We start from the raw sequence: 21,312 nt of genomic DNA on the forward strand, positions 1-21,312 counted from the left end.
TGTCATTCACCCTGGGCCAGCACCAGCGGCTGGCGCGCCGGGCTGCCGGCCGAAATCGACCTGCACCTGAGCTGCAATGGCGTCACGCACAAGGTGCGCGCCAGCGGCGGCGCCCGATTGCAGGGCGACACGTTGTTCTGCAGCAGCCCGAGAGATGCCGAGGTTCAGCCAGACGCACTGCAACTACACCGGCACGCCATCCGCCAGGGCAATACCCTCTACCTGGAATGGCAGGGCGACCTGCACGCCGTCAGCCAGCTCGACCCGATCGCCGCCGTCGAAGCCAGCCACAGCCATCACGGTGGCCTGACCGCGCCGATGAATGGCAGCATCGTCCGTGTACTGGTCGAAGCCGGCCAGCAGGTCGAGGCCGGCACGGCCCTAGTGGTGCTGGAAGCGATGAAGATGGAGCACAGCATCCGCGCGCCCCATGCAGGCACGGTCAAGGCGCTGTACTGCAGCGAAGGCGAGATGGTCGGCGAAGGCGCCGTGCTGGTTGAGTTGGAGGACAACGAATGAGCCTTCCTTCATCGGTCAGGATCGTCGAAGTCGGCCCGCGCGACGGCCTGCAAAATGAGAAACAGTCGATCAACGTGGCCGACAAGGTGCGCCTGATCGATGATCTGTCCGCCGCCGGCCTGTCCTATATCGAAGTCGGCAGCTTCGTCTCGCCCAAGTGGGTACCACAGATGGCCGGCAGCGCTGAACTCTTCGCCCAGATTCAGCAATTGCCCGGCGTCACCTATGCGGCACTGGCGCCTAACCTGAAGGGTTTTGACGGAGCGCTGGCCGCCGGGGTCAGAGAAGTGGCGGTATTCGCCGCCGCCTCCGAGGCCTTCTCGCAGAAAAATATCAACTGCTCGATTGGCGAAAGCCTTGAGCGCTTCGTGCCATTGATGGAAGCCGCCAAGCAGCACGGCATCCGCGTGCGTGGCTACGTGTCCTGCGTGCTCGGCTGCCCTTACGAGGGCACCATCGCCCCCGCCCAAGTGGCGGATGTAGCCCGCGAGCTATACAACATGGGCTGCTACGAGATTTCCCTCGGCGACACCATCGGTGCCGGCACCGCCGGAGAAACCCGGCGCTTGATCGAAGTAGTCGGCAGCAAGGTACCGCGCAACAAGCTGGCCGGGCATTTCCACGACACCTACGGCCAGGCCTTGGCCAATATCTACGCCAGCCTACTGGAGGGCATCGAGGTGTTCGACAGCTCGGTCGCCGGCCTCGGCGGCTGCCCCTATGCCAAGGGTGCCACCGGCAATGTCGCTACCGAGGATGTGCTGTACCTACTCAATGGCCTGGGCATCGAAACCGCTATCGACCTGGACAAACTGATCGCCGCCGGTCAGCGCATCTGTACGGTACTGGGCCGCGAATCCGGCTCGCACGTAGCGCGAGCCCTAAGCAGACTTCAGACCAAAGAGCTAACCGCCCAAAAAACGCGATGAGGAACTGCAAATTATGAACAAGATCTACCCCAACGCCCATCACGCCCTCGAAGGGCTGGTGGAGGACGGTATGACCCTGGCCGTTGGCGGCTTCGGTCTATGCGGGATTCCCGAAGCTTTAATCGCGGCACTGCGCGACAGCGGCAAGCGCGAACTGACGGTAATTAGCAACAACGCCGGCGTCGATGGTTTTGGCCTCGGCCAGCTGCTGGAAACCCGGCAGATCCGTAAAATGATTTCCTCTTACGTGGGCGAGAACAAAGAGTTCGAGCGCCAGTATCTGGCGGGCGAACTGGAATTGGAGTTCACCCCGCAGGGCACCCTCGCTGAAAAGCTGCGCGCCGGCGGTGCCGGCATCCCCGCCTTCTTCACCAAAACCGGTTTTGGCACCCTGGTCGCCGAAGGTAAGGAGACCCGCCAGTTCGATGGCGAGTGGTACGTGATGGAACGCTCGTTGACCGCCGACATAGCGCTGATCAAAGCCTGGAAGGCGGATAAGTCCGGCAACCTGGTGTTCAACAAGACTGCACGAAACTTCAACCCACTGGCCGCTACGGCCGGCAAGATTTGCGTGGTGGAAGTCGAGGAAATCGTCGAGACCGGCGAGTTGGCGGCGGACCAGATCCACCTGCCAGGCGTCTACGTGCAACGCCTGGTGCTCAACGCCAGTCCGGAAAAACGTATCGAACAACGAACCCTGCGGAGCGTTTGATCATGGCTTGGACACGCGAACAAATGGCGCGACGCGCCGCACAGGAACTGCGCGACGGCTTCTATGTGAACCTTGGCATCGGCCTGCCGACCCTAGTGGCGAATTACATTCCCGCGGGCATGGACGTCTGGCTGCAAAGCGAGAATGGCCTACTAGGTATTGGTCCCTTCCCAGGCGCACACGAAGTCGACCCGGATCTGATCAACGCGGGTAAGCAGACGATCACCACCCTGCCCGGCAGCGCTTTCTTCGACAGCGCTGCGAGTTTCGCGATGATCCGCGGTGGCCATATCAACCTGTCGATCCTTGGTGCCATGCAGGTGTCCGAGCAAGGCGATCTGGCCAACTGGATGATTCCTGGCAAGATGGTCAAGGGCATGGGTGGCGCCATGGACCTGGTTGCGGGCGTCAAGCGCGTGGTGGTGCTTATGGAGCATTGCGCCAAGGGCGGTGTACACAAGATCCTCGAACGCTGCGACCTCCCTCTGACGGGTGTGGGCGTGGTCGACCGGATCATTACCGATCTGGCCGTTCTGGATGTAACAGAACAGGGCCTAAGACTGGTCGAGTTGGCCGAAGAGATTACCCTTGAAGAGCTTCAAGCAGCTACCGGCTGCCGAGTACTTATCTAGTAATGATAAAGCTAGCTCGCGGCAGCTATCCCCAACTCAACTGGCGCAATTTTTCTGCCTACTAGCAGAACGTGGCGCACACATTATGAGCGTAATTGCGCCACGCCTTTTATCTGGAGCAAATCATGCAAGACGTAGTCATCGTAGCTGCAACCCGAACCGCCATAGGCGCCTTCCAAGGCGCCCTGGCCAATGTCAGCGCCGTCGAGCTGGGCAGCATCGTCATTCGCGCCCTGCTCGAGAAAACCGGCCTGGACCCGGCCAGCGTCGATGAAGTGATCCTCGGTCAGGTTCTCACCGCTGGATGTGGGCAGAACCCGGCACGGCAGTCGGCGATCAATGCCGGACTACCGCATAGCGTGCCCGCCCTGACCGTCAATAAACTCTGCGGTTCGGGCCTGAAAACCGTGACCATGGCTGCCCAGGCGATCCGCTGTGGCGACGCCGACGTGATTATCGCCGGCGGCACGGAGAGCATGAGCCTGGCGCCCTATGTCCTGGCCAAGGCCCGTACCGGCCTGCGCATGGGCCACGCGCAACTGGCCGACTCGCTGCTGCAGGACGGCCTGCTCGATGCCTTCAACGACTACCACATGGGCATAACCGCGGAAAACCTGGTCGACTGCTACAACCTGACCCGCGAAGAGCAGGACAACTACGCCGCCCGCTCCCAACGCCTGGCCTGCGCAGCCATCGAAGCCGGCCGCTTCTGCGATGAGATCACCCCGGTGGCGATCCCACAGCGCAAGGGCGAGCCCCTGCTGTTCGCCACGGACGAGCAACCTCGCGCGCAAACATCTGCCGAGTCGCTGGCCACGCTCAAGCCCGCCTTCAAGAAAGACGGCAGCGTCACCGCCGGCAACTCTTCGACCATCAATGACGGCGCCGCCGCAGTGTTGTTGATGAGTGCCGCCAAGGCCAAGGCGCTCGGCCTGCCCGTGATGGCCACCATCCAGAGCTACGCCAGTGCCGGTGTAGACCCGCAGATCATGGGCATCGGTCCGGTACCGGCGAGCAATAAGTGCCTGGAGAAAGCCGGCTGGAGTCTGGCCGACCTCGATCTGATCGAAGCCAACGAAGCCTTCGCCGCCCAGGCCCTGTCGGTTGGCAAAGAACTGGGCTGGGATATCGACAAGGTCAATGTCAACGGCGGCGCCATCGCCCTTGGCCATCCCATTGGCGCATCGGGCTGTCGGGTACTGGTTAGTTTGCTACACGAAATGATTCGCCGTGATGCCAAAAAAGGCCTTGCCACTCTGTGCATTGGCGGCGGTCAAGGTGTAGCGCTGGCACTTTCCAGGCAGTAAGCCTTAACGGCTCGGCCAGCCAGCTGTAAAGGACCTACGTGCAGTCTTCAGCTGGCTTGGCCCGAACCCACAAACTCGGTAATGGAGATTTTCATGGCGCCCAGCAATTTGCCAATGAACAAGGCAACTCCTGATGTAATCCTTGCTGCACCACACTTACAAGTGCGTAACATCGCGCTCACTCTGTTCGCTGAACAAGGCTATCAGAGTGTCAGCCTAAGAAAACTGGCAAGCGCATTGGGTATCCAGGCCGGCTCCCTCTACAACCACATCGCATGCAAACAAGACTTATTGTTCGAACTGATAGATGAACACGAGAGCGATTTACTCGATGCGCTTGAAACGAGTGTATTGAGCAACGCGAAACCATTAGAGAAGCTGCTGGCATACATTCGAGCACATATCGACTTCAACGTTGGGCATGCGCACCGTCGTTCAATCGCTCAACTCGAATTCAGAAATCTAAGCCCCAGCCAGCAGAGGGTGATCCTTACGACACGTCAGATGCAAACGAATATTCTGTCGAACATAGTCAACCAGGGAATTCAACAAAATGCATTCAACCAAATACAATTTAAAGCGACGGAAACATTATTGCTCGCCATGCTCAACGAAGCCGCTTTTATGATCAGCACAGACAGAAGCGCAGCACTCGACGACACCATATATTCACTGCAAAAAATCATAACAGCCTTATTACGCACCGACTCAACAAAGATCAAATTATCATAGCTATATCAAGACTGGTGTTTTACAAGGTCAGTTGCACAATGACACATCAAGACACCATCCTTGCTCTCCTACTCGCAGCGCGAATCCATGGCACACAGAAGGCAGTCAATACTACAGCTCAACGCTGTGCAAAACTGTTACCGAAACCCAAACGCACGCTAATGCTCACCGCAGCCGAAAAGCCCACGTCCAATGACCATGATTGCCATCTTAAGAGATGGTCTTGGCGAGAATAACAAACTAACCCGTGAACAAATCATCTGACCTGACCGACACTGGACATGCATGAGATCTAAGGGTTAAGGCAAAACTGGAACCGCCTATCCAGCCCACTTCAACATCAATAAAACGACGAGCGGCGGAGTACCTCCATTGACCCGCTGAAGAAAGGTGATACCTTAAGCCTACGGACAATCATCAGCCATCACTACAATAACAAAAAAGTGAGCACGCCAATGAAAACAATCATAAGTACCGTTTTTTGCTTTTCGCTCATACTCACTGGATGCGCGGAATTTAATGAAGCGAATCCAGGCACTCACCTAACCACCAACCAATGCCATGAACATAAGAGCGGGTGCACGCATAACGCAACCGCTTCATGGAGCAATATATTTTGATGTACACGATCCATTCAACAGGTTCGACAGCGCGAACGGCATCACCAACTGCGCGGTGTTCTCCGCCCGGCCCCGGAAGCGCACCTTCATTTAGCCGAACTGACGCTTGATCACCCGGACCGGATGCTCGACCTTGGCCCGCACCTGCGCCGTGGCCTTCTCGATCTTGCGCTTGGCTTTGTACAGGGCACTGCGCTTGCCCAGTTTCTGATCGGTGCGGCGGGCCGCGCCCCGCCAGATGACCTGGTGGCCCTCATGTTCGGGGCGTTTCTCCACTCCGGCGTAGCCGGTATCGGCACACTCCACGTTTTCCTCGCCGTGCAGCAACTGATCGACCTGGGTGACATCGGCCCCCTTGGCCGCCGCGCCACCCCGCTGTGCACCAAGCCCAACTCAGCAACAACACCAATGTGCGCCTTCATGCCGCAGTATCACTGATTGCCTTTCTTAGCCTGGTGCATCTCCGGGTCGCGCTTACCGTCCTGGTTCTTGATCGAACTCGGCGCGTGGATCAGCGTGGCATCGACGATGGTGCGCTGGTGCAGCGACAAGCCGCGATCCCCCAGATAGCCGTTGATCACGGCCAGAATCCCAGCCGCCAGTTCGTATTTCTCCAGCAGGCGTCGGGAGTTGAGGATAGTGGTTTCGTCGGGAATGCGCACGAAGCCATCGAACCACTCGACCTTGGCGCGCTTACCCGCCGCCTATCACCCCGAGGTGCTGCTCACCCTGCTGGTTTACGGCTATGCCAGCGGGACCTTTTCCAGGCGCAAGATCGAACGCGCCACTTACGACTTGCCCGCCGCCTGCTACCTGGCTGCTGGCAGCCCCCCCGATCACTATGCCCTGGCCAGCTTCTGCCACCGTTTCGTCGACGAGTTGGCCGGCCTATTCCTCTAGGTGCTGGAACTGGCGGGCGAAATGAAGCTGCTCAAGCTCGGCGCTGACTGGCGGGCGCGCCTCGAGGAACCGGCGCCGTTCGACGCCGACGCCGACGCCGACGCCGACGCCACGACGCAGCAACGCATGACACACAAGCTCAAGTGCCAGCCGGGGGACGCGGTCTCTATGCGCTACGCAAACAGACGGTGAGCCAGGGTTCGGCATCATCAAATCGGTCATGGGATTTCGTCAGTTCCTGCTGCGGGGAAAGGTCAAGATGAGCGGGAAATGGCGCCTCGTGTGCCTGGGGTCGCCTGCCTCGAAGTGGCAGGTTTCGGCGGCTGCTCAGACGTGGCTGATAATGGACAAGCTCATTTATCGGATACCGACATACTGCGCCAACAGCCTATGGCGCCCATGCCGAGTACGTGACCGCTACGGAGCAGTTCGCCGAGGCGTTCCAGCGTGCGCAGGCATCAGGCAAACCGGCGCTGATCGAGATCCGTATCGATCCGGATATCATTTCGCCGAACACCACCATCACCGCGATTCGAGCCGCAGCGAAATAAACGCCCCCCTGGTGTTTATCGGGCCGAGTGAGAACCAAGTTCTCGGCCGGCTCGAGAAAGCAAAGAAGCCGCCCTTATCGGCGGCTTCTTTGCCATCGGTTATGCGCAGTGCCGGGGCTCGGTGATCTATCCGAAACTGGCTGCAGGCCGACCATCCAAGAGCGCGGAAGAATTGGCCCCGCCCTCACAACAGGTGGTGGACCAGCTGACCCGTAGATTGCCGGTGCCATCACTACAGAGAAACGCTGACCCTCGGAGTAACCATGACTGTCCCTCAGGCTGCCCGTACCCTGCACCCGTTGCGCTTTGAACTGCACAACGAACTGCACGCCCGCCCCTCGATCTACTTCAACGAGCCGGCCCACGTCTATTACCTGACGCTACTCGAGCAAGGCAACGCCCTGGACCGGCTTATCGAAGCACTCGACAGCCGCGCTCTAGGCGAAAGCCCGCCGACGTCGCCTCAAGGACTGATCACGCTGGACGGCTATTCGACGAAATGGGAGCGGCACACTGAGTTCCTCTCCATCACCATGGTCGTGCCCAAGTCGGCTCACTCGGAGTTCTGGCCGCCATTACCCCACAGCCTCGCCGCCCTCATCTGCGGCCATGAACACCTCCTGGTCGAATGCTCGCAGATCCTGGTGGAGTCCGAGGAGGAGTGGGAGGGCAATACGGTTCGCTACGGTTTCAAGGCCCCATCGGGATCGCAAATCGGGGCCGGGGATGCCGTCGTCTGGAGCGACTTCAGATTGTCACCCGACGGCGTGAACCGCATCCTGCTGATCAACAAGACACTGAACGCCTATCGGCTCGGTCGCATGGTCAGGCGCCTGCTGGAAATCGAGACGTACCGCATGATGGCGTCGCTCGCCTTGCCGGTCGCCAAGGACGTGGTCACGTCCCTGAAGGGTTTCGAGCGCGAATTGACCGAACTGTCCGACCAGAACGCCCACTCCAGCAGCGACGCCCGGCAAATCCTGAAGAGCATCTCCGACCTGTCCGCCCGGATCGTCCGGCAGACCGCCAAGACCCGCCTGCGCTTCAGCGCCGCCGAAGCCTATGCCCAGATCGTGTTCGAGCGCATAACCGAGCTGCGCGAAGCCCATGTCGAAGGCCGGCAGCGATTGGGCGTGTTCATCGAGCGCCGCCTCAGACCGACCGTCCGCTACTGCTCGGTAACCCAGCAACGGCTGGAGCGCCTCAACGAAAGCGTCGCCAACCTTGGCGAACTCCTGCAGACCCGCGTGCAAGTTGAGGTCGAGGAACAGAACTGCGCCATCCTACAGAGCCTGAATGCCCGAGCCACGACTCAGATAAAAATCCTGAAAGCGGTCGAGGGGCTATCGATCATCGCCATCAGCTACTACCTGCTGGGCCTGCTCAAGCTCCTGTATGAGGGCGCACACGGCATGGGGCTCGAGCTTTCGCCCAGGGATGCGAGCCTGTACGCGGCACCCATGGTCGTGCTGATCATCGGCACGATCGCCCACCGCATAAGGAAGGCTCAACGCGATTAGCGGAGGCTAACGTCGAGGTGACACATGATCCCCCTGCGCCCACGCTTCGGGCCTTCTGGCTTTGATCCCTGACGCCTCCGGCCCTTTGGGCCTGCGCGCTCCGCTTGCTGGTGGCACCCATGAGATTGGTGGAGTAACGGTCTTGCTGTTCCCTCTCACCCTATCACGGCGTTCTCGCCGTCAAGGGCTGCTCGCGCTCTGCGCGCTTGCGGCGGGGCCGGCTATCGCCCCCTGACTGCTGCGCTGCGCCGTGCTGGCCGGGAGCCGGGCAATTCCGCCCGAGTAACCGGAGCACGATCATGTCGCAGCTTTCTCTCGCTTTTGACTCCTCCCTGCTGATTCGCGACGAGCAAGGTCGCTATCTGCCGGCCACTGCCGACCAGATCCTGGCGGCTGCTCGCAAGGTCATCGATCTGAAGGCCCAACGCGGTGCTGCCTTCACTTCGCCGGAACTGGTCAAGGAGTACCTGATCGCCAAGCTGGCAGGCTTCGAACACGAGGTTTTCGCGGCGCTGTTTCTGGATGCCAAGCATCACCTGATCGAATACGTGGAGATGTTTCGCGGCACCATCGATAGCGCTTCGGTCTACCCGCGCGAAGTAGTCAAGGAAGCACTGCGGCTGAATGCGGCTGCGGTGATCTTCTCGCACAACCATCCAAGCGGACACCCTGAGCCAAGCCAGGCGGACAAAATCCTGACGCAACGTCTCAAGGAGACGTTGGCGCTCATCGAAGTGCGCTCGCTGGATCACATCATCGTGGCAGGCCAGCGCACAGTGTCCTTTGCCGAGCGTGGGTTGCTCTGATCACCGGGGGCTTCGGCCCCCTTTTTGCTGCGCCCGCGCGTACTGTTCTCTGGTGATTTTCACAATTACCGTTCGGCCAAGCGATTCGAAAGAGAACTTGCTTCAAGACCACTACCACTTTTAGAAGTGCCCAAGCCTGTAGCTCCCCCGGCCCTTAACGCCCTACACTCCGCCGCCATAAAGACCGAAACGTTGAACGCGCTTGCCTGAGTAAAACCACACACAGCCGCTCAACGCACCAGCGACAATGCCCCCCAGCAACTGGTGTAACACGACGAGCGACGTTCCTGCTTCATCGCCCGGTCTCCTTGCGCCGACACCCGCGCCAGGCGCACCGTACCGCGCCCCATGCTGGCGTTGATTCGATCCTGGGTGGCCATCAGCTCCTGGCTGCGTGGGCGTGGTACCAATAACCGGGCCGGTAGATACCCACGAGCCCGTCCAGGGCCGCCTGCACCAAGTCGCGCGAGCCCTTGCTCGGTATTTGCAGCTGCATGCCGCTTGTGAACCGAAACCGACAGGCCGGGTACTCCCTCATCTACCCAGCACTCCATGGCAACCAACGACAACTGATCCAACTACGCCACAGTAGGTTGCCATCCTGAAACCCGCAGGCTAGAGTGCGTCCGTCGTGGTCAATCCCACGGCCGGGTGTAGCAACCTGAATCGTTCGGGGCGCGGTAGCGCCATAGTGTTGCGGCGGACACTTCATGTGCCTAGCTGTTTTACTTCTATGGTGGGCCGTGCGGGGCAGGCTTTTGCCTGGCCGGTTCCCTCGGACGCCGGTTTGCTACCCCCGTACGGTCCGCCACCATTCCCGTGTAGCAACGGCGGTAGGCGGCTCCTTAATCGTCTGAGGAGCATAAGGAAAATGCGCTACCCCCTTTTTACCCAAGAGCTCCGCCTTGGTCTTCTGGTCTTGTCGTTCACTTCCACCCTGGAGGTGCGCCATGGCTGAGTTCGAAACCTGTGTTGTCCCCTTTCCACGGCGGCCAAGCCCGCTGCACGAATCCGAACGCTCTCCCCTCCCCGTCGAGGCTGCCGCCGAACTGCGCGCCACCATGCTCGGTAATCTGCTGGATCAAATGGTCGAGCCGGATGGCTTCTGGCCAGACAACCTGCGCCTGCGGGTCGCGGCCTACTCGGCTCAGGATCTGCTCGACGAGATGGTGGTCCTGTACCGCCGTGCGCTTTCTGAAGCGCGAGGAGGTGCCAGGTGAGCAAAGGCATCATGACCTGCCTTCTGCCACACGACGGTCATCCAGGTATGGAGATCATCTGGGCGGCAGACTGCCGGCAGGCATTCAACCAAGGCGTGAAGCTGGCCCAGACCTGGCTCGACAATGCTCGTAGCGGTTGGCTCTGGGCGATCATGATCGCCGAGCGCGACCTCCTACCCTGCGCGATGGAGAGACGAGCCTTCGAGGTTGGCTTCCTGAGCCGCATCCACCAGCGAATCTGTTCGCGGCAGCCCTGATCAGCCTGCCGGAAGCCTCCCTGGCTGCCGGCAGGCTTCTATATGAAAATATTCATTCACATTTCTTATAAAAGTGAATCAATAATTCAACTTTTCCGTCAACATCCGCGAAACAGAATGGTATAGATGCTATTATCTCTTCACCTTAGCCAAATTTATGAAAAAATATTTTCCCATGGCAAAACGAACCGCCCCACTACTGCCCGCATCTGACCGGCTGCTCAAGGAACTGGGCGAGCGTCTGATGCTCGCGCGCAAGCGGCGCAAGATTACTGCCAAGCAGATGGCTGAGCGGGCCGGGATGTCTTTGCCGACACTCAGGTCTCTAGAGCAAGGCAGTGCAGGCGTGACCCTCGGTGCCTACATGGCCGTGCTGCAAGTGCTGGGGCTGGAAAAAGACCTCGCCCAGGTCGCGCTGAACGATGAGCTGGGGCGTCACCTTCAGGACACGGCACTGTCGCCCGCAAGGCCCCAGGTTGCCAAGAGCCCATCAGCCGTTACGAGCCGCCCCGCACCTCAACGAAGGCCCCAGAATCCTACTGCACCAACCTCGATGAAGCCGGCAGACGCCAAGCCCCCGCGCCCGCCGTCCAAGGCAAAACCGGGTGATAAGAAAATCATCACCGGTGCCGACCTGGCAGCCCAGTTGATGGAGGAGCACGATGGCTAGCCAGATATTGGTCTTCGCCGATTGGGCGGGTCTTGCTGGTCCACAGAGGCTCGGTATCCTGCATTGCCAGCGCACACGCGGCAGCGAGCGGTTCGAGTTCGAATTCACCGACACAGCGTTGACCGGCCTGGCGCAACAGGCGCTGCTTGACCCGAGGCTCCAGCCCTTCGCGGGCCGGCAGTTCCCGGCACAGGGCGCCGCGACCTTCGGCCTCTTCGCCGACGCCTCGCCTGACCGCTGGGGGCGCTTGCTGATGCGACGCCGGCATGAACGGGATGTGCGCGCTGGAGTGGGCGCAGAAGGCTCGAAGCTGTTCGAATCCGACTACCTGCTGGGCGTACACGACAGCTTCCGTGTGGGCGCCATTCGCTTCAAGATCGATGTCGATGGCCCGTTTCTGGATGACCATCACGACATGGCCGCACCGCCGATGACCAGCATGCGCGAGCTTGAGGAGGCCTCCAGGCGCTTCGAGCAGGGCGAGGACATGAGCGACGGTCGGGACTGGCTGAGGATGCTGATAGCCCCCGGCGGCTCATTGGGCGGCGCCCGACCAAAGGCCAGCGTGGTAGATCCGGACAACGCCCTGTGGATCGCCAAGTTTCCCAGCAACAACGACGAACACGATGTCGGTGCCTGGGAGATGGTGGTCAATATCCTGGCCAACGCCTGCGGTCTGCGCGTGGCAGAGGCCACCGCGGGGAAGTATGCCAGCAACCATTACTGTTTCATGGTCAAACGCTTCGACCGCACAGCCACGGGTGAAAGACTGCACTTTGCCTCCGCAATGACCATGACAGAGCACGTCGATGGCGATGACCACTCAACTGGCACCAGCTACCTGGAGATCGCCGAGGTACTGATGCGCCACGGCGCCATGCCAGAAGCAGACCTGCAGGAGCTGTGGAAGCGCATCGTTTTCAACATGCTGGTCAGCAACACGGATGACCACTTGCGCAACCATGGTTTCATCCTTGTCCCGGGCAAGGGCTGGCAGCTCTCCGCCGCCTACGACATGAATCCAGTGCCCTACGCCGATGGGCTGAAGCTCAATGTCTCGGAGTCCGACAACGCGCTCGACCTGGATCTGGCCCTGTCGGTGGCTGGCTACTTCCGGATCAAGCAGCACGACGCTCTGGAAATCATCGAAGACTTTCGCACTAAGGTGCGACTGCTCTGGCGGCCTGCGGCCAAGAAGCTCGGGATCAGCATCAAAGAGCAAGGCCGAATGGCATCGGCATTTCGCCTCGCCGAGTAAGAGCCAGGCACGGCTGGATGCCGTCACCAGACAATGGTGACGCTTTCCCTTCTCCAAGGGCAGGGGTTCTTGCCCCCTCAAAATCAAGAAAAATAGACGGTTTCCACCCGGCCGCTGCGCGGGGTGGAGCCTCCGCGATTTTTCTTGATTTTTTCACGACGGCCTTAGTCGCCCTAGTCGGCAGGGGTTCATGCGCAGCGCAAGCGCAGAACCCTGAAGACGAAGGAGCGAAAGCCATGAGCGAACACATCAGGATCTACGTTGCCGACCTGGCCGCCTACAACGCCGGCCATCTGCACGGCGCCTGGATCGACGCCACCCTGGATCTGGACGACATGCAGGAGCAGGTCAACGCCATGCTGGCGGCCTCACCAGTCGAGGGTGCGGAGGAGTATGCCATCCACGACTTCGAGGGCTTTGATGGCTACCCCCTCGGTGAATACGAGGGCCTGCAGACGGCACACGAGATCGCCTGTTATATCGAGGAATACCCCGAGTTTGGCGGCGCCCTGCTCGCCCATTTCAACGATCTGGAGCAGGCGCGCAAGGCGGCCGAGGAGGATTACTGCGGCTGCCATGCTTCGTTGGCCGACTACGCCCAGGAGCTGACCGAGGAGACCACCAGCATTCCCCAGCACCTGGCCCATTACATCGACTACCGGGCGATGGCCCGCGACATGGAATACAGTGGCGACCTGTTCACCCTGGAGACTGGCTTCGAGCAGGTTCACGTGTTCTGGAACCGCTAGGCTGAGCGCAGGGCACCGGGACTGACCCGGTGCCTTTGCTTTTTTGCGCCCCTGTCCTGCCGGCCACCCGCGCGCCCCACCCTGGAAGCTGATGCCCTGGTGCGAGCACCAGGCGGTCAGCCCGAAGCGGCTTGCCCTGTGGCGGCTGCCCATTCAGACCGTTACGGACTTACGTCTTTGCACAAATCCGCCGATCCGCTTCTACGGATCTACGGATTTGTGGGGAAGCGGATTTACGCTTTTACGGATTTACGGAAATCCGCCAATGCGCTTTTCTGGTTTTGCAGAAAGCCGTATATCCGCAAATCCGTAGGGCTGCGCGCTCGGATCGTTGCGGAGTCGCTTGCTGCCGGTAGTAGCTCGCGTGAGTGGGCGTACTCGGTCAGCGCCCAGACCTTCCGGGTATCAATCCACGCCCCTCTTGCCTTCGAATTCGCCCAGACCCAACCCGGCATGATCGAGCGCGGCGGCTCCCGCACGGTGCACCTCCCACGTCAACGGAGGACCCACCATGTCGCACTCACCCAATCTCGCCCCTCACCCGCGTCGCGTCGATCTCGACTCCCCGCTGCACCGCAAGGCCGGCCCAACGGCTCACGCCATGAGACCAGCAGCGCGCGATAGCGCAGCGGATACACGGCAAGCCAACCCAGCCCCTCGCTACCTCACCAACAGCGAAGCAGCGGCCTTTCTGCGGCTTTCGCCGCGCACGCTGGAGAAGCAGCGGGTGATCGGCGGCGGGCCGCGTTTTCACAAGTTCGGTCGGCGGGTGATGTATGCGCTCGCCGATCTCGAGGCCTGGGCCAGTGCGCGCAGTTTCGAGACCACCTTCGATCCCGAGTACCTCGACCGCCACCCGGGAGCACAGCGTGATGATCAGTGAAACCATTGTCCATGAGTCGCTGCCTGCGCAACCTGCCGACACAAAGCGAGCAATTGGACCTGTTCCGCGCCCTGCCGGGCGATATGGCGCCACGCGACGCCCAGGACCTGATGGCGCATCCGTTCTTCTCGCTGGCCAAGTCGCGACGCACGGTGCCCATCGACTTTCGCTCCGGCGAGGTGACGGTGCGCGTAGAGGGCACGCTGGAGCATGGCATCGCCACGATCTGGGATGCGGACATCCTGATCTGGGCGGCCAGCCAGATCGTCGAGGCGCGCGATGCGGGCATCCCTACCTCGCGGCTGATGCGGGCGACGCCGTACGAGATCCTGCGCTTTATCGGCCGCGGCACCTCGCTACGCGACTACCAGCGTCTGAAGGCCGCTCTGGATCGGCTGCAGTCAACCAGCGTGGCCACCTCGATCCGCGAAACCACCGGGCGGCGCCTGCACCGTTTCTCCTGGATCAACGAGTGGAAGGAACTGGCAGCGCCGGATGGCCGGCCGCTGGGCATCGAGTTGATCCTGCCGGACTGGTTCTACAGCGGGGTGCTCGATCAGGCCCTGGTGCTGACCATCGATCCGGCCTACTTCCGCCTCACCGGCGGCATCGAGCGCTGGCTGTACCGCCTGGTGCGCAAGCACGGCGGCAGGCAGGAGGACGGCTGGCAGTTCGATTTTCGCCACCTGTACCGCAAGTCGGGGAGCACGGCCCGCTACTCGGACTTCGCCCTCGACCTGCGTGCGTTGGTTGCTCGTCAGTCGCTGCCGGGGTATCGGTTGGGCATCGTTCGGCTTCCCCCTTCGACCGAACTTCTGGCCTTCAAGCCCGTGCCGTAAACGGCACGGGGATATCCTGCGGACAAGCTGTGAATCCGCTCGTGCTATCAGGCGCAACCGGGCACGTGCTATCAGGCGCATCACCCTCGTGCTATCAGGCGCACGAACGCCTCTGCAGGCCACGGCTGGCGCGGCTTCCAGCCCCCCTTAACTTAACTAACTTAAAAGCTCTAACTTGTTATTGGGCCAGCGCCCATTTGTGGACAGGTGTTGACCTGGGCTGTTTGGCCGGGGAGATCCGCCCATGATCGTCGCCCTACTCAACCAGAAAGGCGGGGTCGGCAAGACCACCCTGGCCACCCATATCGCCGGCGAACTGGCCCTACGTGGCGACACCGTCATCCTGCTTGATGCCGACCCGCAGGGCTCGGCGCTGGACTGGACGCAGCGACGCAGCCAGCAGGGCCTGCCCAGGCTGTTCAGCGCCGCCGGCCTGGCACGCGAGACCTTGCACCAGGAAGCGCCGGAGCTGGCTCGGCGTGCCGATCACGTGATCATCGACGGCCCGCCGCGCATCGCCGCCCTCGCCCGCTCGGCGTTGCTGGCCGCCGACCGCGTGTTGATCCCGGTGCAGCCCAGCCCCTACGACCTGTGGGCCAGCGCGGAGATGGTCAACCTGATCCGCGAGGCGCAGGTATTCAAACCCAACCTGCGAGCGGCGTTTGCCATCAACCGCCGCGTCAGCACCACGGTGATTGGTCGGGAAGCACGCGGCGCCCTCGCCGACCAGCCGCTGCCGGCCCTGCAGGCCGAGGTACGCCAGCGCATCGTCTTCGCCGAAAGCGTGGCGGCCGGCCGCCTGGCACGCGAACTGGCACCGGACAGTGCCGCCGCGCGCGAGGTCAGCAGCCTGGTAGACGAGCTGTTGAGGTGGTCGTTATGAGCGGCAAGCGCATCGGCATCGGTGCGCGGCCGTTGGCCGATCCGCAGGCCGAGGCTTGGATACGCCAGAGCGTCGCCGTCGACATCGGCAAGGTCGAACGCTACACAGCGCGGCTGACGCTGGACGTCACACCGGCACTGCGCACGCGCATCAAGCTGGCGGCCTTCGACCGTGGCGTGACGATGGCGGAGATGCTGCGCGAGGTGCTAGAGCGGCAGTTCCCGGAGGTCGCATCATGACGCTGGATACGCGCGGTGCTCGGTGGTCACTGGCGTTGGCCGTAGTCAGCCTGCTTGCGCTGGCGTGGACAGCGCTCGGAACAGTGTCACCTCGGCTTGTCTACAACGCCTCCGACAGCGTGCCTGCCGGTTGGTACCGTATCGCACCGGCCGGCCCAGTGGCGGCCGGCGACTTGGTGCTCGTCCGTCTGCCAGCAGATGCGACGGCACTGGCGGCGCAACGTGGCTACCTGCCTTGGAGCGTGCCGCTGCTGAAGACGATCGCCGCAGTAGCGCCACAGCAGGTGTGCGTGCGCGGCGATCGGGTGCTGATCGACGGCCGGCTTGTGGCCAGGCAGTTGCGCCGGGATCGCCAGGCTCGAGCGCTGCCAGCCTGGCGGGCCTGCCGGCACCTGGTTGACGATGAGCTGTTCCTGCTCAGCACCACCAACCCGGAGTCGTTCGACAGCCGCTACTTCGGCCCGGTATCCAGCGACGCGGTGATCGGCCGGGCGCAGCCCTTGTGGTTGGAGTCGCGTCGATGAGCCGGTCCTTTTCACGTCGACCAGCCCGCCGACTTCGTGTGACCGGCTTGCGCATTCGCGCGCCGCCACTATGCCGGCAGCTCTGCTCTCACCCGCCGGCCGGGCCTCGCCTGTGCCTGGCCCGCCTCACCTGATTACCCACCCCAGGAGCGCCAAGGCAGGGGAAAAAAGCGGAGGGCAAGATAAAAGGGCGCAGCACTTCGTGGCGCTCGCAACCAGTCTGCACGGGGGATGGAAGCGGCACAGCGCCGGGGCCGCCAGGTGCCGGAGCTGCCTTCCTGCCTGCGGCAGCACTGGCCCAACCGCGTGCTTGGCACGCCTCACTGCGATCAACTTGGAGGAATCATCAGCATGAGCAAGGAACGCGATCAGCATGGAGAAGAACGCTTCCACCCCCGGCCGGGGGCACCAAAGCAGCGCGGCCAGACCTTCGTCAATCAAGTGCTGCGCCAGGCCAACAAGGCCGGTACCGGCAAGCCGCGCAAGGCGGGTCGCCAACCTGGCGCCCGCCTCGGCCGCGGGCATGTCGCCGCCCGTTTCAGCACGCAGCTACTGCAGCCCAACGCCCGCCGGGTCACCATCAAGACCCGTCTGGTGAACCTACGCCAGGCGGGCAAGCGCTCGACCACCAGCCATCTGCGTTACATCGAGCGCGATGGCGTGAGTCGCGAGGGCGAGCCCGGCCAAGCCTACGGTCCGCTGACCGATCAGGCAGACACGGAGGCCTTCGAGGAGCGCGGCCGGGACGACCGCCACCAGTTCCGCTTCATCGTCTCGCCCGAGGATGCCGAGCAACTCGACGACCTGCGTACCTACACCCGCCACCTGATGAGCCGCATGGAGGCCGACTTGGGCACCCGCATCGACTGGGTGGCAGTCGATCACTGGAACACCGACAACCCGCACACACACATCGTGCTGCGGGGCAAGGATGATACTGGCAAGGATCTGGTGATCGCCCGCGACTACATCGCCGAGGGCATGCGTAATCGCGCTGCGGAACTGGTCACCGAGTGGCTGGGCCCGCGCACCGAACTGGAGATCCAGCGCGGCCTGCAGCGGGAGGTGCAGCAAGAGCGTTGGACCAGCCTGGATCGTACCCTGCTGCGCGAGCGTCAGGCCGGCGTGCTGCATCTGGAAAGCCTTGCCAAACATCCGCATCGGCAGCTACTGATCGGCCGCCTGCAGCACCTGCAGCAGTTGGGCCTGGCGCGCGAGGATCGGCCTGGGCACTGGATCATGCGCGACGACGCCGAGGCGACCCTGCGGGCCATGGGCGAGCGCGGCGATATCGTGCGCACCCTGCAACGCGCCATGGGCGATGCACAGCGCGAGCTGGCAGTACTCGAGCCGGGTGGCGGCCACTATGCCGTGGTCGGTCGGGTGGTGGCCAAGGGGCTGGCGGATGAGCTGCACGACCGCGGCTATCTGGTGGTCGATGGTCTCGACGGCAAGGCCCACTACCTGGCCCTGCCTGCCCGCACAGAACTGGCCGACTACCCCATCGGTGCAGTGGTGGAGACGCGGACAATGAGAGAACCGCGCGCAGTGGATCGCTCGATTGCTTCGCTGGCGGCGGATGGCCTTTACCGCACCGATCAGCACCTTGCCCTGGCCCGGTCGCAGGCCGCCCACGGGCATAACCCCGAGGCGCTGGTAGAACGCCATGTGCGGCGCCTGGAGTCTCTGCGCCGGGCCGGTATCGTGGAGCGCCTGGCCGATGGGGTCTGGCGCGTGCCCAACGACCTGCCCGAACGGGGCCGACAACATGACGCCCACCGCCTGGGCGATGTCGCCGTCGAGTTGCGCACGCCGCTGCCGGTTGAGCGGCAGGTTCGCACTGTCGGCGCGACCTGGCTGGACCAGCAGTTGATTGGCGGCAGCCGAGAGCTGGCCGACAAGGGCTTCGGCACGGAAGTGCGCGAGGCGCTGAGGCAGCGTGCCGACTTCCTGATGGAACAGGGCCTGGCCGAGCGCCGGGGTCAGCGCGTCGTGCTCGCACGTAACCTGCTGGCCACCCTGCGCGCTCGAGAGCTATCGGCAGCGGCGCGCGCGATCGCGGCGCAGACCGGTCTGCAGCACCGCCCCCTGGTTGATGGCGAACGGCTCAGCGGGGTCTACCGGCGCAGCGTGCAACTGGCCAGCGGCCGTTTCGCAATGCTCGACGACGGAGTTGGCTTCAGCCTGGTGCCGTGGAAACCGGTGATCGAGCCCAGGCTCGGGCAGAGCCTCTCGGCTGTGGTGCAAGACAATCGCGTCTCCTGGCAACTGGGACGCCAGCGCGGGCCGACGATTGGCTGAGCGGCCCGCGCTCGTGGTCACGCGAGCTCAGGTGCAAGCTGCAACCACTGCTCGAAGGCTCGGCTTTGCGGCAGGCCTTCCTTGGCCGCGTAGTAGACCAGTCGCAGGTGGCGATCCTCGTCGATGGTCAGCGTGGTGTGCTCGAACACCACCTGGCCGACCGCCTCGATGTGCAGATGGCGAATGCCCTGGCAGGGACCATGGATGTCCTGCTGGCGCCACCAGGCCTTGAAGTCGGGGGAAACCTTCTCCAGGTCCTTCACCAGCGCGGCGATATCCGGGTCCTGGGTCGCCCGCACGAAGTCGCGACGAAAGCTCGAGAGGATCTGCAGCGCCTGTTCTTCCCAGGGGTCGAACAATTCGTGCATGGCCGGGCTGGTGAACAGCATCCACAGCAGGTTGCGCCGATCCGCCGGCAGCGCGGAGAAGCCGAAGACCCGATCCGCCGCGGCATTCCAGGCCAGCACGTCCCAGCGTAGGTTGAGCACGTAGGCCGGGCGTGACGGGATGTCGCCCATCAACCGGTGGATCAGCGGCGGCACCACGCACCAGGTCAGGCCCGGTTCTGGCGGCAGGCGCTGATGAGCCAGCAGGAACAGGTGGCGCCGCTCGGTGGCATCCAGCTTGAGCGTTCGCGAGAGGTTGTCGAGGAAGGTGGAGGACACGCTGATGTCCCGCCCCTGCTCCAGCCAGGTGTACCAGGACAGTCCCACCCCAGCCAGGGCAGCTACCTCCTCGCGGCGCAGTCCTGGCGTCCGCCGCCGGCTGCCGGTGGGCAGCCCCACCTCCTCCGGCGAAATCCGCTCACGCCGGCTGCGCAGGAATTCGGCCAGCTCTGCCCGGGTGCGTTCGAGTGTGCGAGGCGCGCTCATCCGGTTACCTCCAGTAATAGCATAAACGGTCAAATTGTAACCCTTATAGATTCAAACAAGAATACCTCCTCCCTGGCCGTAAAGGAGCGTGCCAGGGCGCTTGCTTGATGAGGAAAAACACATCGACGTGTCATCAACAGCTCAGGAGATATACGGATGTACCAGGCACTTCTTCGCGAACAACTGGAGACGCTGAAGTCCTCCAACCAGTACCGCACCTTCACCACCCTCAGTCGCATCTGCGGCCAATACCCGCTGGCCAAATTGAAAGGTACGAACCATAGACCGGTGGTTGTCTGGTGCAGCAACGACTACCTCGGCATGTCCCAGCACCCCAGCGTGCGCGAGGAGATGCATGACGCGCTGGAAACATACGGCGCAGGATCAGGTGGCTCGCGCAATATCGGCGGCTCCCACGAGGTCTATGTCCGTCTGGAAGAAAGCCTGGCCGACTGGCATGGCAAGGAAGCGGCGCTAGTATTTCCCACCGGCTTCGGTTCCAACGACGCCACCATCCAGTGCCTGTTGCGACGCATCCCCGACTGCGTGGTGATCAGCGATGAACTGAACCATGCCTCCATCGTCAACGGCATCCGTTCGACACCGAACGAGCGCAAGGTCTTCCGCCACAACGATATCGAGCACTTGGAGCAGATACTCGCCTGCTACCCACTCGGCCAGCCAAAACTCGTCGTATTCGAGTCCATCTACTCGATGGATGGGGACATTGCGCCCATCGCAGGGATCGTCGAAGTCGCCAAGCGCTACAACGCGCTCACCTACCTCGATGAAGTGCATGCCGTCGGCATGTACGGCCCGCGCGGCGCTGGTGTCGCCGCCGAGCGCGGTCTGGCCGACCAGGTGGATATCATCCAGGCCACGATGGCTAAGGGTATCGGCGTTATAGGCGGCTACATCGCATCGACTCAGGTCATCGTCGACGCCGTGCGCTCCTTCGCCACCGGTTTCATCTTTACCACTTCCCTACCGCCCGCCATTACGGCCGGCTGTCTGGCCAGCGTGAATCACCTCAAAACATGCAGCGTGGAGCGTGATCTCTTGCGTACCAAGACTGCCAAGCTACGCGAACGCCTCAAGCACTATGACGTGCCAGTCATGCCCTGCTCACAAACACACGTACTGCCGGTACTGGTAGGTGATGCGCAGCGCTGCAAGGCTGCGGCAGAACGTCTGCTGCAAATCCATGGCGTGTACCTGCAGCCAATCAACTACCCGTCGGTACCGATAGGTACCGAGCGCTTTCGCGTCAACACCACCCCGAACCACAGCGACGAGCAAATCGAGCATCTGGCGGCCTCGCTGCGTGAGACCTTCGAGCACTTCTCCATCCCTCTGGCCTCCCAGGCCTTCGGCACGGAGGTGGCCTGA

At 62.2% G+C, this 21,312-nt stretch carries 24 protein-coding genes and 3 pseudogenes; 24 read left to right on the forward strand and 3 right to left on the reverse strand.

The genetic code is table 11. The features are described from left to right. From BM315_RS20825 to BM315_RS25650, 7 genes are all read left to right on the forward strand, one after another. The coding region (locus tag BM315_RS20825; protein WP_141123989.1) for an acyl-CoA carboxylase biotin carboxyl carrier protein subunit at window positions 1–519 on the forward strand (519 nt) is incomplete at its 5' end. Then, a complete protein-coding gene (locus BM315_RS20830) occupies window positions 516–1,448 on the forward strand; it encodes a hydroxymethylglutaryl-CoA lyase (protein ID WP_090505115.1) in 933 nt (310 codons plus the stop codon). The genes BM315_RS20825 and BM315_RS20830, both read left to right, overlap by 4 nt. A 13-nt stretch (window positions 1,449–1,461) precedes the next feature. Then, window positions 1,462–2,160: a CoA transferase subunit A gene (locus tag BM315_RS20835; RefSeq protein ID WP_090505118.1), complete on the forward strand. Its 699-nt coding sequence runs from the start codon at window positions 1,462–1,464 to the stop codon at window positions 2,158–2,160. A gap of 2 nt (window positions 2,161–2,162) precedes the next feature. Then, a complete protein-coding gene (locus BM315_RS20840; protein ID WP_090505121.1) occupies window positions 2,163–2,792 on the forward strand; it encodes a CoA transferase subunit B in 630 nt (209 codons plus the stop codon). 125 nt (window positions 2,793–2,917) lie between these two features. Further along, on the forward strand, window positions 2,918–4,099 hold the full coding sequence (locus BM315_RS20845) for an acetyl-CoA C-acetyltransferase (protein WP_090505225.1): 1,182 nt from the start codon (window positions 2,918–2,920) through the stop codon (window positions 4,097–4,099). A 93-nt stretch (window positions 4,100–4,192) separates the two neighbouring features. Beyond that, window positions 4,193–4,831 carry a TetR/AcrR family transcriptional regulator gene (locus tag BM315_RS20850; RefSeq protein WP_170862272.1) on the forward strand — a complete coding sequence of 213 codons (639 nt, stop codon included), beginning with the start codon at window positions 4,193–4,195 and terminating at the stop codon, window positions 4,829–4,831. A gap of 38 nt (window positions 4,832–4,869) precedes the next feature. Continuing rightward, window positions 4,870–5,067: a DUF7740 domain-containing protein gene (locus BM315_RS25650; RefSeq protein WP_090505229.1), complete on the forward strand. Its 198-nt coding sequence runs from the start codon at window positions 4,870–4,872 to the stop codon at window positions 5,065–5,067. 363 nt (window positions 5,068–5,430) lie between these two features. On the opposite strand, the pseudogene BM315_RS20860 reads toward BM315_RS25650, so the two are convergent. Then, a pseudogene (locus BM315_RS20860) lies at window positions 5,431–6,110 on the reverse strand (IS5 family transposase); the annotation flags it as partial. 40 nt (window positions 6,111–6,150) lie between these two features. Here BM315_RS20860 and BM315_RS20865 point away from each other — a divergent pair. The 5 genes and pseudogenes from BM315_RS20865 to radC all read left to right on the forward strand — a co-directional run. Then, a pseudogene (locus BM315_RS20865) lies at window positions 6,151–6,348 on the forward strand (transposase); the annotation flags it as partial. A 48-nt stretch (window positions 6,349–6,396) separates the two neighbouring features. Next, window positions 6,397–6,640 (forward strand): annotated as a pseudogene (locus BM315_RS25575) (transposase); the annotation flags it as partial. Between the two features lie 121 nt (window positions 6,641–6,761). Further along, on the forward strand, window positions 6,762–6,902 hold the full coding sequence (locus BM315_RS24725; protein ID WP_170862274.1) for a hypothetical protein: 141 nt from the start codon (window positions 6,762–6,764) through the stop codon (window positions 6,900–6,902). Window positions 6,903–7,192: 290 nt separating this feature from the next. Next, window positions 7,193–8,422 (forward strand): DUF3422 domain-containing protein, encoded by a 1,230-nt coding sequence (locus BM315_RS20870; protein ID WP_090505232.1) that lies wholly within the window; start codon window positions 7,193–7,195, stop codon window positions 8,420–8,422. Window positions 8,423–8,721: 299 nt separating this feature from the next. Next, window positions 8,722–9,228 (forward strand): RadC family protein, encoded by a 507-nt coding sequence (radC, locus tag BM315_RS20875; protein ID WP_090505130.1) that lies wholly within the window; start codon window positions 8,722–8,724, stop codon window positions 9,226–9,228. 230 nt (window positions 9,229–9,458) lie between these two features. Here radC and BM315_RS25120 read toward each other — a convergent pair whose 3' ends face one another. Then, window positions 9,459–9,608, reverse strand: a complete 150-nt coding sequence (locus tag BM315_RS25120; RefSeq protein ID WP_244527346.1) for a DUF4113 domain-containing protein — start codon at window positions 9,606–9,608, stop codon at window positions 9,459–9,461. Between the two features lie 570 nt (window positions 9,609–10,178). Here BM315_RS25120 and BM315_RS20885 point away from each other — a divergent pair. The 11 genes from BM315_RS20885 to BM315_RS20935 all read left to right on the forward strand — a co-directional run bounded on the left by BM315_RS20885 (window position 10,179) and on the right by BM315_RS20935 (window position 19,051). Continuing rightward, on the forward strand, window positions 10,179–10,448 hold the full coding sequence (locus BM315_RS20885) for a hypothetical protein (RefSeq protein ID WP_090505133.1): 270 nt from the start codon (window positions 10,179–10,181) through the stop codon (window positions 10,446–10,448). After that, on the forward strand, window positions 10,445–10,705 hold the full coding sequence (locus tag BM315_RS20890) for a LasR-specific antiactivator QslA (protein ID WP_090505136.1): 261 nt from the start codon (window positions 10,445–10,447) through the stop codon (window positions 10,703–10,705). Before BM315_RS20885 ends, BM315_RS20890 begins: the two co-directional genes overlap by 4 nt. A gap of 175 nt (window positions 10,706–10,880) precedes the next feature. Continuing rightward, window positions 10,881–11,375: a helix-turn-helix domain-containing protein gene (locus BM315_RS20895; protein ID WP_090505139.1), complete on the forward strand. Its 495-nt coding sequence runs from the start codon at window positions 10,881–10,883 to the stop codon at window positions 11,373–11,375. Further along, window positions 11,368–12,633: a type II toxin-antitoxin system HipA family toxin gene (locus BM315_RS20900; RefSeq protein WP_090505143.1), complete on the forward strand. Its 1,266-nt coding sequence runs from the start codon at window positions 11,368–11,370 to the stop codon at window positions 12,631–12,633. Before BM315_RS20895 ends, BM315_RS20900 begins: the two co-directional genes overlap by 8 nt. Before the next feature lie 236 nt (window positions 12,634–12,869). Then, window positions 12,870–13,382 (forward strand): antirestriction protein ArdA, encoded by a 513-nt coding sequence (locus BM315_RS20905; protein ID WP_090505147.1) that lies wholly within the window; start codon window positions 12,870–12,872, stop codon window positions 13,380–13,382. Window positions 13,383–13,893: 511 nt separating this feature from the next. Further along, entirely contained in the window at window positions 13,894–14,265 is a 372-nt protein-coding gene (locus BM315_RS20910) for a helix-turn-helix transcriptional regulator (protein WP_090505150.1), read from the forward strand. An 11-nt stretch (window positions 14,266–14,276) separates the two neighbouring features. Beyond that, window positions 14,277–15,104: a replication initiator protein A gene (locus BM315_RS20915; RefSeq protein ID WP_090505153.1), complete on the forward strand. Its 828-nt coding sequence runs from the start codon at window positions 14,277–14,279 to the stop codon at window positions 15,102–15,104. A 244-nt stretch (window positions 15,105–15,348) separates the two neighbouring features. Beyond that, window positions 15,349–15,987, forward strand: a complete 639-nt coding sequence (gene parA, locus BM315_RS20920) for a ParA family partition ATPase (protein WP_090505156.1) — start codon at window positions 15,349–15,351, stop codon at window positions 15,985–15,987. After that, window positions 15,984–16,226 carry a hypothetical protein gene (locus BM315_RS20925; protein WP_090505161.1) on the forward strand — a complete coding sequence of 81 codons (243 nt, stop codon included), beginning with the start codon at window positions 15,984–15,986 and terminating at the stop codon, window positions 16,224–16,226. Before parA ends, BM315_RS20925 begins: the two co-directional genes overlap by 4 nt. Beyond that, on the forward strand, window positions 16,223–16,750 hold the full coding sequence (locus BM315_RS20930; RefSeq protein ID WP_090505166.1) for a S26 family signal peptidase: 528 nt from the start codon (window positions 16,223–16,225) through the stop codon (window positions 16,748–16,750). Before BM315_RS20925 ends, BM315_RS20930 begins: the two co-directional genes overlap by 4 nt. Before the next feature lie 351 nt (window positions 16,751–17,101). Beyond that, the gene (locus BM315_RS20935) at window positions 17,102–19,051 is read left to right on the forward strand and encodes a relaxase/mobilization nuclease and DUF3363 domain-containing protein (RefSeq protein ID WP_090505169.1); all 1,950 of its coding nucleotides are present in this window, start codon (window positions 17,102–17,104) and stop codon (window positions 19,049–19,051) included. A 17-nt stretch (window positions 19,052–19,068) separates the two neighbouring features. Here BM315_RS20935 and BM315_RS20940 read toward each other — a convergent pair whose 3' ends face one another. Beyond that, the gene (locus BM315_RS20940; protein ID WP_090505172.1) at window positions 19,069–19,923 is read right to left on the reverse strand and encodes a helix-turn-helix transcriptional regulator; all 855 of its coding nucleotides are present in this window, start codon (window positions 19,921–19,923) and stop codon (window positions 19,069–19,071) included. A gap of 156 nt (window positions 19,924–20,079) precedes the next feature. Between BM315_RS20940 and hemA the strand changes: the two genes are divergently transcribed. Next, window positions 20,080–21,312: a 5-aminolevulinate synthase gene (gene hemA, locus BM315_RS20945; protein WP_090505175.1), complete on the forward strand. Its 1,233-nt coding sequence runs from the start codon at window positions 20,080–20,082 to the stop codon at window positions 21,310–21,312.

The organism is Pseudomonas borbori (genome assembly GCF_900115555.1).
Classification (GTDB): Bacteria; Pseudomonadota; Gammaproteobacteria; order Pseudomonadales; family Pseudomonadaceae; genus Aquipseudomonas; species Aquipseudomonas borbori.